Genomic DNA, 14,821 nt, shown 5'->3' on the forward strand with positions numbered 1-14,821 from the left:
AATATTGATTTGTAAGTAATCTAGCGCATAACAAGTGGTCAATCAATGGGTAAGTAACGAGTTGTTAGAAACATTGTCGACGCTGTTAACGAAATCGATTGAGCATAACAATGCCTATAAATCTGACTTATTCACAATCAGTGCTGAATTTTTAAACGGAAAAACCATATAAAAAAGAGTGGTTAGTAACAAAAGTTGACAAACTAAAGATGGGTGTTTATTGTTTACGCAAATTAGTTAGTAACAAAAAGTTATATACCCACGGAAGGGCATGTAGAAGGGCTCCGAATGACGACCACACTATTTTCTTATCGCATCATTCAAAGTGCATTGGACTTTGATGTGTACAAAGTAAACATGATGAGTGCCGTTGCCGCACTTTATCCTGATGCGATGGTGTCATACAAATTCATCGTGCGTAGCGAAGAAGATCTGTCGGAATTGCTGCCAGAGGTAAAGGCAGAAGTTCTTAAACTTCAAGATGTTCGCTTTACTGAAGATGAAATTGCGTACATGAAGCGCGTTGCGCCGTACCTAAAGCCCGAGTTTGTCGAAGCGTTACGTCACTTCCGTTTTAACCCGCAAAGCGATGTCTCTTTCCATAACAAAACCATGTCGGATGGCTCAAGCCAGTTACGCATTACAATCAATGGTTTGTGGAAGGAAACCATTCTGTACGAAACCATCATCATGAGCATTGTGTCGGAAGTTCGCAGCCGTCAACGTTGGTCAGATATCCCGTTCGAGCAGTTCCAAACCGTATTGGAAGACAAAGTTCGCTATTTGAAAGCCGAACTAGAACGTCGCAACATTACTAACTTCAAATTCGCAGATATGTCGACGCGTCGCCGTTTCTCTTTTCAAGCGCAGCGCACCATGCTGGAGTACTTAAGCAAGGAATTGCCACAATGCTTGACGGGAACCAGTAACTACCATTTGGCGAGAGAGTTAGATCTTACCCCAATTGGCACGGTTGCTCACGAGTGGTTTATGGGCCATCAAGCGTTAGTAAACGTGCGTGATTCGCAGAAAATTGCCCTGCAACGTTGGCAAAAAATGTTCAATGGTGCACTGGGTATCGCACTGACGGATACCATCGGCATCGACGCATTTCTCAAAGACTTCGATGAAGAGCTGAGTAATGCGTACGTTGGCGTTCGTCACGACAGCGGTTGCCCATTCACTTGGGGCGAAAAGATGATTGCGCACTATGAGTCGCTTGGCATCGACCCGATGACGAAGACACTAGTCTTTACGGATGGTTTGAACTTCGAGCAAGCGCTAGACATTTGTGAGCATTTCCAAGGCCGTGTGCAAGTGAGCTTCGGTATCGGTACGTCGCTGGCAAATGACATGGGTAATTACGTTAACGATCAAGGCGAGGCATATCAGCCGCTTTCCATCGTGATTAAAATGGTGACTTGTAATGGCTCTCCAGTCGCCAAGATCAGTGACGAGCCAGAAAAGGCAATGTGTGAAGACATTTTCTTTTTGATGAATCTTAAACGTCGTTTTGAACAACCGCTTGATTTAAATGAATGTCGTAAGCTCATTGATCGCCTCGAAAGCGAAGGGCAGAACTACCTTATTGATGCGTAAACACCACGCTTTTTAGCTCCTTTCTTGATAATCACCCTCTATCGTTTCGATAAATTTATATCGGTAAACGAAGAGGGTGATTTCGTTATAGTAAGTCTTATATCAATCTTTGCTCCCTTGCGTTTTTTGACTCGCTAGAGACTATGATTGATAGATACTCCCAACGTTGCGGCATTGTGGAAAGTGTTCTTTCGCAGAGCACTCACTTAGCCTGATCACATAGTTTATCTATGCGTTTATCTGCTTTTTCATGACTTTGGGCTTCACGTAATAGCTTGAATCAGGAGTCAAAAATGAATTTAGTTGTACATTTGCAAAAGAAAGCGATAAGAAAACACGGCTATGAGATGGCAACACGCCAAGCCTGGAAATGCGGTATTAAAGCGAACCTCGTGCGACGTGTCATTGGCTTGTTTAAAGGCCAAATCGTCTGTGTGGTAGAAGGGTGTCGCGCCGAGTTATCTTCAGTTGTTAACAATCAACTGCATGATGAAGAGAAGCAAGGCCGCTACGTATTTGTTGGCGGCGTGTGCTGGGAACCAAACAACATCATCGCCCCTGGTTTTCCGGATTTTATGTTCATGCATGTTCGCAATTTGAGCCATCGTCATAAGTACCTCACAGACGACGAGCTGTTTTTGAGTTTGGCGTAACTCAAATGTCTTTAGTGATGGTTTTGCCCAAGTGCAAGCCATCACCTCCCACAGTGAATAGCGCAAAACAATAAACCTCAGTGATGTGAATTGGCCTCAATTAACCTCTTGCTGAGATTGTTCTGACGCTCTCTTTATAAAACACCGTTTTTTTACTCCGTAATGACAGAGGCTTTGTTTTCGCCTGATGTGAATTTCTCTTCGCGATTTACTATACCGTTCATCAAAGCAAACCATACTGGGATGTAAATCATGAATATGAAATCTATCGCAATTGCAACGGCAGTTGTTGCTGTACTAGCTGGCTGTAAAGACAAAACGCCACCAGCGCCAACTCAAGCAAACATTACTTTGGTGGAAGCGGTCACTGAAACTGTGAAAAAACCTCACCAAGTATGTAAAGATGTGGTAGTGACTCAGCAAGTTGAGCCAACAGATGACAACAAAATCATCGGTACGGTAGGCGGCGCGGCAGCTGGTGCAGCACTAGGCAACCAAATTGGTGGTGGCTCTGGTAAAGTCATCGCAACCGCAGCAGGCACGATCGCAGGCGCATTGACGGGTCGTAAGATTCAAGAAAATGTGCAGAAGGGCGATGTAATTACGACCACGAAGAAGCAGTGTCACACCGAATACACGACTTCTGAGAAGGTGGTAGGTTACGACGTAACGTATGAAGTGGCTGGTGCACCAACCACAGTTCGTATGGCAAGCAAACCTGCGACGAAAACTTTCCCAATTCAAGATGGCAAAGTGGTTCTGCCACAATAATCTACGCTTGAATTGAGTGATAAAGACAAGCCCTTTGGTCTGATAGACGAAAGGGCTTTTTTGCATTCATCGTATTTTCATTTTTTTGCTCGCAAGAATGTGTAGCTAGAACCCGCTTAAATTTCTCTGCTCGATACAATAGAACCTTTGAAAGTACACACGGAATCAGCATGGAAGATTTTTACCTAAACAGTCGAGGTTTGGCGGGTTATTTTGAGGCACAATGGTTCGATAAATTTGTGGAAGATAAGCAGGTTGATGCGATCACCAGTGAGTCGAAACTTGTTCCACTTTCTTTTGCTAAATCATCCCATTGTTCGCAAGTGGCGGATTTTATTACTCAAGCGGTATCGAAGAATGGAAAACCGCCTCATGCTTTGCTTGAGGTTGGCGCCGCGTTAGGTAGAAACTATTATGAGTTAGTTCAGCGATTAGATAGCCTAAAACAAGCAACGCTTGTTGAGCCGTCAGGTATGTTGTTGAATGGATTGAAACAGTTGTTGGTGGAAGAACAACAGGTCGAGCTGACTTATATTCATGGGCTCAACACGTTCAAAACTGTTGAGGTAGATAATCGAGAGTTAGTGCAAAATTGTGCACACGTCGATTTAGAGTTGATTAATCAACCGTTAGAGAAAGACACCGTCTCTAAGTTTTACGACTTGGTGGTGTGTTTAAACGTGCTGGATCAGTGTGAATCGCCATTAAGAGTTATTAACGCGTTGAAACAAGCGACGCAAATCGGTGGCGTACTTGTTGTTTCCTGCACATATCAATGGAATGCTAAGCATATTAAGGATCGGGCAGAAGCAGTCGATGACATCAAAGCGTATTTTGGTGAAGACTGGCGTTTTGTTTCTGAAGCCGAGCACGAATATAGAATGCGATTCAATGAACGTTATGCCATGCAGTTTTTATCTCACGTGGTTGCCTACGTAAGAACAACCTAGCGGCTTATTCGATTCTCGATACCAACAAAAAAACCGAGCACAGAAAGCTCGGTTTTTGTTTTGTAGGCTTTATTAAGCAACGTGTGCTTGTTGCTGCTCGTGCTCCTTTTGAGCCTGAAGCTGAGCATGTTCTTTCTGCTTGCGACGCTCGCGTTTCGATAGCCAGATCAGTGGCACCACGATCATCACCGTACCGATGGCCATGAAAATATCTGGTATTTCACCAAACCAGATAAAGCCAACGACAACCGCACCAATCAAACCGCTGTATTCTGCACTCGCGATTTTGTTGCTATCGATAGAACGGTACGCCAGTACACAAGTCGCCGCATAGATCATAATGAACAAACTTGACCCTGCCGCGACAGGGAACGCACCCCATTGCCAAGGTTGATCCTCTATGAGCACCAACAGCAACGCAACCGGAATACCGGCCAAGTTGGTCATCAGCAAGGTTTGCATCACTGATTGGTTCTTTGGCAACTTACGAATCAACAGATTGTTAATGGCTAACGTTAACGCGACCACAAACGCTGAGATTGCTGCCCAATCAATTTGATCTGGGCGAATAATCACCAAGACCCCTGCAAATCCCATTACCGCCGCAGCGACCGATTGTTTAGATAGCTGTTCACCGAAAAAAATCGCAGCGAGAGGGAGCATGATCAATGGCGCGGCATAAAAGATAGCGTTCGCAGTTGCGAGCGGCAAAGATGAGATCGCCATGACCATAAATACCGCGCCCAACAGCCACACGTGAGCACGAACCGCATGCCATTTAAATCCTTCCATAAAGTTGGTTTGTTTTGCTAACAAACAAACAGGAAGGAGGAACATAACCGCTGATATTTGTCGAAAAAAGACAAACTGAAACATCGGCACTTCATTCGCGACACTTTTGATCAAAGAGTCCGAAAGCACCGCAATAAGATTCCCGACAATTAATAGCAGCATTGCTGCCCCGACAGATGTGACTTTCACATTTTTCTCCTCATTCTTTGCCAAAGATTAGGTGATGTCATAGGATGAAGTGAAGTGATATTTATTAGTTTAAGTATGAGATTTTTAGATAATGAAATTGCCACCATTGCGAGCGGTTCACTGTTTTGAAGTTGTTGCGAGAAATCTGAGTTTCTCCCTTGCTGCCGAGGAGCTTAATGTGACGCAAAGTGCGGTGAGCCATCAGATTCGTTTACTTGAAGATTATTTGGGCGAATCGCTTTTTATTCGCCAAGGTCGCAAGCTTTCACTATCGGATACGGGCGCGCGGTATTTAGAAGACATCAGCCCGGCTATTAGTTCAATTGCGATGGCGAGCCAAAAGGTGAGAGAAGGGGATAAAGGCAGTATTCGGCTAGCGATTTACAGCTCGTTGGCGGTGAAGTGGTTGATCCCACGTTTGGCAGACTTTAAGCGCTTGTATCCTGAAATCGACCTAACACTCAATATGGTCGCGGGCGATCCAGAGCAAACGGACAGCGTGGGCGACTGCTTTATTACTGTGCAAAAACCGAAACGAAACTATATGGCGGTTAAGCTTTATGCTGAAACGCTGTACCCAGTTTGTAGCCATAAAATTTGGAAAGAAATCCAAGACCAATCTATCCCCGACGCACTGTGGCAATATCCCATTCTCTCGACAGATTCTATTTATCGTGAACGAGGGAAAGATTGGGCCGAATGGTGCAAAGCGGGCGGTTACACGTTACCAAATGATGTCGATGTTCAGCATTTTAGCCACATGCTCTTGGCGATCGAGGCTGCAAGGTACGATCAAGGCATCGCGTTTGCCAATGACTTCATGTTGAACGAGCGAGATAAAGCACAAGACTTGGTTTACATCCCATCTCATGGTTTAGAAACCGGCGACAGTTTTTATTTTGTGCACAAGAAGAACCGAGCAAAGCAGGCCGAGATCGTCAAACTGACCAACTGGTTAAAGCAACAGTGTCTGTAATTAAGATTAAATATTCTTAATTAAGAAGGAAAATAGAAAAGTTGTGTCTAATTATTTCGTGTTTTATTGAGTTTTTATTCACTAACATCTCGCTCGGTTTAACGCCAAGCGAGATGGATAACGCGACATGCTTAAGGAAGGGCGATACACAAACTCAATAATAAAACAGGCAGTGAAATACAATGTTAAAGAAAACATGGCTAACAGCAGCCCTTCTAGCAACTTGTTCTATGGCAAACGCCGCTCCTTACATTGGTGCATCGATCGGTAAAGCAACGTTTGATGATATCAGTGGTTCAATCAAATCAAATACCTACAACGCAAGCGAGAAACTTGAAGTTAAAGACAACGAAAGTCTGTCTGGCAAAGTTTTTGGTGGTTACACATTCAACGAGTACATCTCTCTTGAAGGTGCGATCGGTGGTTACGACGCTCTAGACGGCTCCGTCGTTACCGTTGGTGATATGAAGTTTTTGGCTATCCAACCTAAATTAACGCTGCCAATCGGTGACCGTTTCAATCTTTTCGCGAAAGCGGGTCTTTCTTACTTCAACGCGGAATTTAAAGTAAGCAATTCTGTGCTAACTGGTGACGAAGGCCACACGACGTTTTCTGAAACGACAGTAACCGGACTTTACGGCTTAGGTGCTGAGTTCGCGATCACAAAAAATCTAGCACTACAGGTTGAATGGGAATACATGAAACCTGAGTTAGACGTAGCGAAACTCGGCAGTGAAAAAGTCACCGTTGAAGCTGAAATCAGCGCGTTCTCTGTCGGTATGAGCTACCGTTTCTAAGCATTTTTATTCAAGTTCTTTGGGCTTAACCCAAGCGGTGTGCTGTTGTTTGTTCAGTTAAGCCCTCAGTTTGAATTCATATAGATATGACACAGGAAGTTTGGTCACTAAGCTTCCTGTGTTATTTTTGGTTTTTAGAAAAACGCTCAGGAAGCACTGTGAACGATGTAAATCTTAGATATTTAGATTTTCTGCTCAAACATTTTGAACCGCATAAGCATCATTTAGTGACGCTTAGTGAACTCGAATCTGTGATTTGCACGTCCAGACGTAACGTTTCCATTGTGATGAAAAAGCTGGCGGCTTACGGTTGGGTGGATTGGCAACCGGCGATTGGGCGAAGCAACCCAAGCCGCTTGAGTATCACCATTACTTTGCAACAAGCGATGACCGAGTTTTTGGTGGAAGAGCTTGCTAGGGGCAGAATGAATTCGATAACAAAGCTTATCGACTGGTTCGGTCAAACGGCAGTTCGTTCGCTTACGATTGCATCAGAAAAAGTGAACGAGCTGAATGAGTCTAAAAACGCCATTCTTATTTCTTCTTATCCGTGGGTTTCAAATATCGATCCCGCAGAAACCTTCCGTCATACCGAATTACACGTAGTCAAAAGTGTTTATGATGGGCTGCTAACACAAAACTCCAATGGTGGCATCGAGCCCGCTTTAGCGCATGAATGGAAAATGGAAGAAAACGTCATGACGTTATGGTTAAGGCCAGGCATTTTTCGTCATGATGGTGAGCTTCTGAGCATAGACGACGTGGTTTGGAGTTTAGAAAGACTCAAGCAAATTAAAGGGCCGGTTTATGAGCTTTGGCAATGCATTGAAACCGTTACAGCCGAAACACCGAACTGCTTGAAGATAGTGCTCAAACGCGCAAACCAATTCTTTCCGTACATGTTAGCCACGCCACATGCCTCAATATTGTGTCGAGACACGGCCTCTTTTGGCTCGGGTTATTCATATCATATCGGCACTGGGCCATTTCGAATCAGCAGTTGGAACAAAGAGAGCATCACGCTGCAAGCGCACAAAGAGTATTTTTCTGCACGCGCGCTTTTGGATCAAATTACGCTTTCTCACGGCGATGTTCAAAACTTGAATATGCTGAGTTTCAATCAAGTTTCAGACCATGTTGAGATTGAAAAAATCAGCGCACTTTCCTATCTCACCTATCGTGAGAGGCAAGATTCGCAACTGACGAAACAAGAGTGGCTCCAGCTTGCCAACTATATTAATCAGCAAAAGCGGCACCATGAGCCACAAAGTGCCGTCGACAGTATTCAGTTATCGCCTCTTGAGCCTAGTTGTAGCGCTGAGACAGCGCCAACGCTACAAGGCAAAGTCGTGCTTGCTGAACCGATATGGACTATCCCGAGCCTGATGCGACATTCTGAATGGTTGCATGAGGTGATTCGTAGCACGGGGCTAGAGTTAGAGGTCATCAAAGTGGAAGACATTAGTTTTCCCGAGTCAGTTTCACACTTGGCGGATTTATTGTTCATTGAAGAGGTCATGGAAGCGCCATTTGAATATGGGGTATTTGAATGGCTATCGGTGGCGACTGGCTTACGTTTTAGTTTCGAACAAAACCAGATGGAGCGTCACCGCGAGCAGCTTCAAGAAGCCATTGCCTATGAACAACCGATTTCTCATTTGCTGGGTATTGAAGAAGCGCTGCGCGGGCAATATGTCTATTTGCCTTTGTTCATTGGCTACGAAGAAGTGACAAAAACCCAACAAGTTCGGGGCGTGCAAGTTAAGAATACAGGCTACAGCGACTTACACCGACTTTGGCTTGCTCACAGTAGTTAGCCCGTTTGATGGCAATCGCATCATCATATTCTAGAAAGCAAAAAAGCCATCAGTACGATGGCTTTTTCAGATTTTAAATTAAAATCTGAGTTAGAAGTTGTAAGACACGCTTGCGCCAACAACCCATTGGTTTGCGCTGTCTACAACAGATGAATCACTGATACCACTGCCTAGGCGAGTGTATTGAGTTGTTTGGTTAATTTGCCACTTGTCATTAATTGGCATAACCAGCTTGTAGCCCAGACCGTAGCTTACCGTTGCATCACCTTTGTATGCTTTGCGGTTTGCCGTCGCTTCACGATCTTTGATGCCAAAGTAGTAATCTACGTAGTCTTCACTTTGATAAGTTAGGTTAGCAAAAGGAACAAAATCAACACTACCGAAGTTCATGATGTGGAAGTACGTCGCGCCCGCTAAGTAACCTTTGTATGCGCCGCTGATGTCGTGTTGTAGGTATGTCGAGATGACGTTGTGCTCATCTAGAGTGAAATCGGTATTTAGACCTAAATCAACCGCTAAACGACGTTTTTGTGTGCCTTTCAAGCTCTTTGCTACATCGCCATCACGAATAATGCCGCTGCCTACCACGTATGCGCTCATGTTGATCAGATCGTTGGTTTCACCCAAGAAGCGGTAGTTGATGCCGCCTAAATCTGCGTTGAAGTCTTCACCGTGGTAACCACCGTTTAGGATTGGTGCAGTATTGTGTTTTTGATCTTTAAATAGATCACTACCTTGAGCTACGCCCACTTCCGCAATCCAACCACCTTGGTTGTTGTAGATGTTGCCGTTACGGATGTATGTGTCACCTGCCGTTGCGGTGCCAGCTGCTGCCAAAGTTAGTAGTGCGATAAGTGTCTTGTTCATTTGTATTTCCTGTACCGTTTATTTTATTTTGAACAGTGTACAAAATGGTGTTGTAAGCCTCTATCAGCAAAGCGTATGGAAATGTATGGCTTTCGGTGATTTCGCTTTTTGCTTAATGACAAAACAGTATGGTTGGGGGAAGGGAAGGTTGAGGAGGACAAAAAAACCGAGCTTGGGGAGGCTCGGTTTTCAACATCTATCAGGTCAGAGTGACGATTATTGTTGCTTTGTTAGGTTGTAAAACGAAGCTAATTCGCCAGTTGCTTTCTCACCGTTCATGTCTAGCATCATAAGCATGTTCTCGCCTACGAAGTATTGGTTTGGTGCGTCTTCGTCGGTCAGCGTTACGATGCTGCCGTTTTCATCCCATGTGAAGTGGCCTTCTGATTTGAACTTGCCATCTTCTTTGTCTTGGTAGTTTTGCTCAAGCACGTAGCTGCCATCTTGATTTAGCGTCAGAGTTACGTCGATGCCTGCGCAATCAGCACATGGTAGTGTGCCTTTGTAAACGCCATTCCAATCTAGCGCGTTTTTCGCGTTGTGCTCTGAGTCTACAAACGTTTCTGTGGTGATCACTTGTTCTTCTTCCACTGGTACTGCATCGACAGGCAGTTCAGTGTCAGTGACTTCCATTTCTACTGCTTGAGGAGTTTCAACTGCACTTGTTTCTACTGGTTTCTCGTCTTGACAGCCTGCAAGAATAATTACCGCACCAGTTAATGCCAACATTGTCTTTTTCATTTTATCCCTCTTTAAATCAAGATTTTGTATGCCGTTAATATTAGCCCTGTTTCCGACGTTTACGTCATAACAAAGCAATAGAATGATCTATCTGTGTCAATAAAACCGGTGTTTTTGGCGCTATCCAAGCGTCGCGCCATGACTTGGAGACAAAGTAGTCAGAATCATCAAACGCATGTAAATGCTTGAATTGTAGGACTGAGTATTGAGCTGGCTTTAAGCAAGTGGCAATTGAAGATGCGTTGTGGTGTGAAAACAGCCAGCATCTTATTAAATACGATTTTTGCAAACTTAGATTATTAGCATATGCTAAAAATGTTATTGGCATATGCCATAATTTGGGCGTAACGTAGCACAGTGTTTGAGAGGGACGATAATGGCAAGACCAAAAATAGAAAGAAGAATATGCGGCCGTGCAGCGCACCATTGTTTCAAGCCCAATGGCGTGCCATTCCATCAGTTGGAGCAAGTCGCCATATTGCCAGAAGAACTTGAAGCACTGCGCTTGGCTGATTTAGAGGGACTCAGCCAACAACAAGCCGCAGATCAAATGGGCATATCTAGACAAACTTTTGGCAACACAGTAAAAAGTGCGCGGTTCAAGGTCGCAAAAAGTTTAGTTGAAGGTCATGCATTAGTTTTTCCGAATGAGGAGTCAAACTTATGATTTATGCTATTCCTAATGATGGTGAGCGGGTGGCAAACCATTTTGTCAAAGCGCCTTACATCGCTATTTATTCTGATACTGACGGAATGCTTAAAAACCTAGCAAACATCGCTGCAATGCCCCAAGCTGGCTGCAAAGCGAAGTCCCAGCTTATCCAATCTTTACAAGACTACAATGTAGAAGCTGTGCTGGTGCGCAACATCGGCGAGCGCGCATTAGAAAAGCTTTTGCACAGTGGCAAACAAGTGTTCAGACTTTCAACGCGCAGCTCATTGGAAGATGTACTTGCCGTTCCGAGAGAGCCACTGACAGACGCATCGCAAGGTCGTCCATCAACCAATCATCAGAAAAAAGGTGGATGCGGATCATGTGGCTGCGGCGGTAAAAAAGCCAAACCCTCGTTGCTAGCACGTCCCAAACAGGCTGCTGCATTATTCGCCGCAAAATCGAGCCCAGCTATACTTAGCGTAAAGGCGTCGATTAAAAAGGCAGGTTAGTATGGTTTGGTTGTTTACCTTTCTTGGTTTTCTCGCGATTATTTTGTTGATGTCACTTGGGGTTATCTTTCATAACAAGCGTATTCAAGGAAGTTGCGGCGGTTTAAACAACGTTGGTGTTGATAAAGTATGTAACTGCGAAACCACGTGCGCAGAGCCTGAGCGTCACTTGTATCAAATCTCAGAGCCTAACTCATCACCTGAGCGCTAAGGCTTTTGGCCCATTGCGGCAAGGTTTGTCGAAACCAGTCCAAATATTTGCTGGTCTGCGGATTTTTTCTGGAGACCAGTATGTTGACTACCTCGACGACGATCCACGCTTTTGCTAATCCTATATCGAGCGCCAATTCTGTTGTTTCACCTTTCTCGGCGCACTTTATATACCTGCCTGCCACCTTCAAGTAATCATCAAATGTGCCCATGCCTTCGATGAGCGGCGCTAAATCTATCGCGACATGCCCTGTAGAAAAGCGTTCCCAGTCGAACAGCACTAGCTCGCCATTTTCGCGCTGTCCCCAGTTTCCAGCATTCGAGTCTCCGGAGATCAAGTTCTGTCCATCGAAAAGGTGCGCCGATCGTTGTTGGAGGTTGTGGAAGAACTGTTCTGTCTCTGAGCCCAGTTCAAGTGTAGCGAGTGCTTGTTGAGTCGCTTGTGGTGTCCACTGGTGGCGGTGATAAATACCATCTGATGTTGGTGGAAGTTGGTGCAGTTTGACGAGTTGTTCAATGACTCGACCATCTTCAAGTAAGAATGCTTGCTCGACTGCGTGGGGAACGTATTCAATGTGCAGAACGTTTTTCTGGTCGTCGAATTGAATCAAGCGCGGTACGTGTATTCCAAGCGCGTTAAACTGTTCGGCATAGCGTTGATAAAACGCCACTTCTATTTGAGTAGGGTTACGTTTTTCTATTACTTGGACGCCATCTTTTTCGATGAGAAAAACTTTTGCACTGCCCATTTGGTTGAGTTCTTGTTGTGACACCGGACTTCCTGTCTTCATGTAGAGAGAGCTCACCTTAATCGCTGCACTCACGTTTGCCAATAGCCATGACAAAGTGCCTCAAAAACATTAAATGCAACTGTTTAAATATGATTTTGCTGTGAGTGTCTAAATTTTACACAGTTACGCCTGTACTCCGATAAATTCGTTCTACGCTTACTATTCGTCTTAATAAAGGAGAACCACAATGGCTGTAATGAAGCAGGATATTCCAAATCGTGTAACGGTTTACCATGACAATATCGACCAAGAACAAGAGCTGAAAAATGCGATGCTGCCAGAGAAACCGCGCTACTTTAACGGTGCTCCGACTTACAAAGCGAACAGCATCGAAGAGTTTGAAAGCAAAATCAGTCAGATAGGTTTGTCTCTCGATAAATAATTTTTCTTTTACCTAAAAGCGCCCTCAAAATGAGGGCGCTTTTTTATTTATATGATTGATTTGAATCGTAGGGAGTTAACCTTGTTGTGTACTGCCTTGGCAGACTTGTTTCTGCACTGCTGGTGGCGCGGGCTCGTAATGGCTTAAGGTCATACTAAAGCTGCCTTCACCACCAGTGATGGAGCGTAATCGACGAGCGTAATCTTGCAGCTCGTTTACTGGTGACTTGGCTCTGAGTAAGGTGAAGCTGCTGTCGATTGGCTCGGTGCCTTCGATCAAGCCTCGGTTTCCAGATAAATCACCAGAAACATCGCCAACGTTCGCGGTTGGGATGTGCAGTTCCATCTGGACAATGGGTTCTAGCACAATAGGATCGGCGTTGTTAATCGCATCTAAAAAGGCTTTCTTACCTGCGATGACAAATGCAATTTCTTTCGAATCGACGGAGTGATATTTACCGTCATAAACGGTGACTTCCACATCCTTAATTGGGTTGCCAGAAATCGCGCCTTCCTCTAACGCTTGCAAAATACCTTTTTCAACAGCAGGAATGAGCGCGGTTGGAATGGCGCCACCCACCACTTTGTTGATGAACTTAAATCCGGCGCCACGCTCGAGTGGACGAACCTTCAATTGCACTTCACCAAACTGGCCTGCACCGCCACTTTGTTTTTTGTGTCGATAATGCCCTTCGGCAGGTTTGGTGATGGTTTCAAAATATTCGACGCTTGGTTGGCAGGTTTCGACGTCCAGTTTGTACACGTTCGCCATCTTTTCTAATGCGACTTTGAGGTGAAACTCCCCTTGTCCGCTGATGATGGTTTCGTTGGTGCGAGCGCGATGTTCGATGCGCAGCGAAGGATCTTCACTGGCGATTTTATTCAGCACATCTCCTAATTTTTGCTCATCTCCACGCTTAAGAGGCTTCAAGCACAAAGAATACATGGAGTCAGGAAGATCCAACGTTTTGAGTTGAACACCATCTTCTTCGTGAGAGTCATGAACGATTGAATCGAATTCGAGATCATCCACTTTGGCTAAAACGCAGAAGTCGCCTGCTAGCGCGCGAGGGATCTCGGTTCTATCTTTGCCCTGCAGTTGATATAAGTGCCCAACTTTAAATGCCTTGTTGCTTTCGCCAATATAAAGCTGGCTGCCTGCATTGATTTCACCCTGATACACACGTAAGTAGGCAAGTTTACCCATGTATGGGTCGACGCTGACTTTGTACACGTGTGCGACGGTGTGTTCTAAGGTTTCGCAATTTACTTTGATTTTTTTGCCGTTCTTTTCCAGTAGAGGAGGGTTACCCTCGTTTGGCATGGGCATGATCTCCGACAAGGTACGTAGCAGCAGCTCGACGCCCGCCCCGGTTTGTGCTGAGACAAAACAGACCGGAATCACATGTCCAGTTCTCAGTGCTTCTTCAAACGGATCATGCAGTTGCTCTGCGGTGAGTTCGGAGCCTTGTTCCAGATACAGTTCCATCAGTTCTTCATCGACTTCGATAACTTGGTCAATTAAGGTCTCATGAGCTTCATCTACCGTTGCAAGTAAGGTTTCTCGTCCCAATTCTGGTTCGAAATAGCAGTCAACTACAGATTCCCCGTCAGCCGAAGGTAAGTTGATCGGCAAGCAGTGGTCCCCAAAATGCTCAACGATGTTCCCCATCAATCTTTCTAACTGATTACCGTGGTTATCGAGCTTATTGATGATGATCATCTGACATTTTTGCTGCTCTTTTGCAAAGGTGAATAGGCGATCGGAAGTTTGGTTTAGTGGTGTTTGAGGGTCGATGACAAGGGCGGATGTTTCAACGGCAGGAAAAACGCTGATCGTACGGCCAAGTAACTCGTTTTGTCCCGGAGTGTCGATGATATTGAGCCGGTGTTTATTCCAGCGCAGTGCGACTGGCGTTGCTTCAATACTGTGTTGATATTGGATGGATTGAGGGTCGAAGTCGGTAACGGTATCGCCTTTTTCTACGCTGCCTAAATGGTGCGTGGCATCGCAGGTGAAGAGCAGTTTTTCTATCAGCGTGGTTTTACCGGTCCCGGTTTGGCCGACAAAAGCGATATTGCGTATTTTGTTGATAGGCATAGAGCCTCCTTGCAAGATGGCG

16 protein-coding genes are annotated in these 14,821 nt (G+C 45.0%); 11 read left to right on the forward strand and 5 right to left on the reverse strand.

What is annotated here, in order from left to right; all coding sequences use genetic code 11:
• Nucleotides 1–288: 288 nt before the first annotated feature.
• The 4 genes from pncB to ACF8OV_RS18670 all read left to right on the forward strand — a co-directional run bounded on the left by pncB (nucleotide 289) and on the right by ACF8OV_RS18670 (nucleotide 3,973).
• Nucleotides 289–1,599: a nicotinate phosphoribosyltransferase gene (gene pncB, locus ACF8OV_RS18655; protein WP_203504385.1), complete on the forward strand. Its 1,311-nt coding sequence runs from the start codon at nucleotides 289–291 to the stop codon at nucleotides 1,597–1,599.
• A gap of 293 nt (nucleotides 1,600–1,892) precedes the next feature.
• The gene (locus ACF8OV_RS18660; protein ID WP_005479882.1) at nucleotides 1,893–2,252 is read left to right on the forward strand and encodes a hypothetical protein; all 360 of its coding nucleotides are present in this window, start codon (nucleotides 1,893–1,895) and stop codon (nucleotides 2,250–2,252) included.
• Between the two features lie 252 nt (nucleotides 2,253–2,504).
• Nucleotides 2,505–3,023 carry a glycine zipper 2TM domain-containing protein gene (locus ACF8OV_RS18665; RefSeq protein ID WP_086458530.1) on the forward strand — a complete coding sequence of 173 codons (519 nt, stop codon included), beginning with the start codon at nucleotides 2,505–2,507 and terminating at the stop codon, nucleotides 3,021–3,023.
• Nucleotides 3,024–3,193: 170 nt separating this feature from the next.
• Nucleotides 3,194–3,973: a methyltransferase domain-containing protein gene (locus ACF8OV_RS18670; RefSeq protein ID WP_015312897.1), complete on the forward strand. Its 780-nt coding sequence runs from the start codon at nucleotides 3,194–3,196 to the stop codon at nucleotides 3,971–3,973.
• Between the two features lie 72 nt (nucleotides 3,974–4,045).
• On the opposite strand, the gene ACF8OV_RS18675 is transcribed toward ACF8OV_RS18670, so the two are convergent.
• On the reverse strand, nucleotides 4,046–4,954 hold the full coding sequence (locus ACF8OV_RS18675) for a DMT family transporter (RefSeq protein WP_005479806.1): 909 nt from the start codon (nucleotides 4,952–4,954) through the stop codon (nucleotides 4,046–4,048).
• A 91-nt stretch (nucleotides 4,955–5,045) separates the two neighbouring features.
• Here ACF8OV_RS18675 and ACF8OV_RS18680 point away from each other — a divergent pair, with 91 nt between their 5' ends.
• The 3 genes from ACF8OV_RS18680 to ACF8OV_RS18690 all read left to right on the forward strand — a co-directional run bounded on the left by ACF8OV_RS18680 (nucleotide 5,046) and on the right by ACF8OV_RS18690 (nucleotide 8,544).
• Complete coding sequence (locus ACF8OV_RS18680; protein WP_005464181.1) at nucleotides 5,046–5,930, forward strand: LysR family transcriptional regulator; 885 nt, start codon at nucleotides 5,046–5,048, stop codon at nucleotides 5,928–5,930.
• Between the two features lie 182 nt (nucleotides 5,931–6,112).
• The gene (locus tag ACF8OV_RS18685; RefSeq protein WP_005464189.1) at nucleotides 6,113–6,727 is read left to right on the forward strand and encodes an outer membrane beta-barrel protein; all 615 of its coding nucleotides are present in this window, start codon (nucleotides 6,113–6,115) and stop codon (nucleotides 6,725–6,727) included.
• A 158-nt stretch (nucleotides 6,728–6,885) separates the two neighbouring features.
• Nucleotides 6,886–8,544 (forward strand): ABC transporter substrate-binding protein, encoded by a 1,659-nt coding sequence (locus ACF8OV_RS18690; RefSeq protein ID WP_203504387.1) that lies wholly within the window; start codon nucleotides 6,886–6,888, stop codon nucleotides 8,542–8,544.
• A gap of 90 nt (nucleotides 8,545–8,634) precedes the next feature.
• Here ACF8OV_RS18690 and ompV read toward each other — a convergent pair whose 3' ends face one another.
• Complete coding sequence (gene ompV / locus ACF8OV_RS18695; RefSeq protein ID WP_102599897.1) at nucleotides 8,635–9,411, reverse strand: outer membrane protein OmpV; 777 nt, start codon at nucleotides 9,409–9,411, stop codon at nucleotides 8,635–8,637.
• Between the two features lie 216 nt (nucleotides 9,412–9,627).
• Nucleotides 9,628–10,152, reverse strand: coding sequence for a copper resistance protein NlpE (locus ACF8OV_RS18700; protein ID WP_005464155.1), 525 nt, complete (start codon nucleotides 10,150–10,152; stop codon nucleotides 9,628–9,630).
• 376 nt (nucleotides 10,153–10,528) lie between these two features.
• Here ACF8OV_RS18700 and ACF8OV_RS18705 point away from each other — a divergent pair, with 376 nt between their 5' ends.
• Genes ACF8OV_RS18705 through nqrM form a run of 3 tightly spaced genes read left to right on the forward strand, consistent with a single transcriptional unit; the run spans nucleotide 10,529 to nucleotide 11,527 of the window.
• Complete coding sequence (locus tag ACF8OV_RS18705; RefSeq protein ID WP_005464150.1) at nucleotides 10,529–10,819, forward strand: DUF134 domain-containing protein; 291 nt, start codon at nucleotides 10,529–10,531, stop codon at nucleotides 10,817–10,819.
• A complete protein-coding gene (locus tag ACF8OV_RS18710) occupies nucleotides 10,816–11,316 on the forward strand; it encodes a NifB/NifX family molybdenum-iron cluster-binding protein (RefSeq protein ID WP_005479888.1) in 501 nt (166 codons plus the stop codon). Before ACF8OV_RS18705 ends, ACF8OV_RS18710 begins: the two co-directional genes overlap by 4 nt.
• Before the next feature lies 1 nt (nucleotide 11,317).
• Nucleotides 11,318–11,527: a (Na+)-NQR maturation NqrM gene (gene nqrM / locus ACF8OV_RS18715; RefSeq protein ID WP_005464141.1), complete on the forward strand. Its 210-nt coding sequence runs from the start codon at nucleotides 11,318–11,320 to the stop codon at nucleotides 11,525–11,527.
• Here nqrM and ACF8OV_RS18720 read toward each other — a convergent pair.
• A complete protein-coding gene (locus ACF8OV_RS18720; protein WP_203504389.1) occupies nucleotides 11,505–12,317 on the reverse strand; it encodes a phosphotransferase in 813 nt (270 codons plus the stop codon). The genes nqrM and ACF8OV_RS18720 overlap by 23 nt on opposite strands.
• Before the next feature lie 187 nt (nucleotides 12,318–12,504).
• On the opposite strand from ACF8OV_RS18720, the gene ACF8OV_RS18725 reads away from it, so the two are divergent.
• A complete protein-coding gene (locus ACF8OV_RS18725) occupies nucleotides 12,505–12,699 on the forward strand; it encodes a hypothetical protein (RefSeq protein WP_005373920.1) in 195 nt (64 codons plus the stop codon).
• 75 nt (nucleotides 12,700–12,774) lie between these two features.
• Here ACF8OV_RS18725 and fusA read toward each other — a convergent pair whose 3' ends face one another.
• On the reverse strand, nucleotides 12,775–14,799 hold the full coding sequence (gene fusA, locus ACF8OV_RS18730; protein ID WP_203504391.1) for an elongation factor G: 2,025 nt from the start codon (nucleotides 14,797–14,799) through the stop codon (nucleotides 12,775–12,777).
• Nucleotides 14,800–14,821: the final 22 nt, after the last annotated feature.

Source organism: Vibrio sp. GLN_1 (genome assembly GCF_043106015.1).
Lineage (GTDB): Bacteria > Pseudomonadota > Gammaproteobacteria > Enterobacterales > Vibrionaceae > Vibrio > Vibrio parahaemolyticus.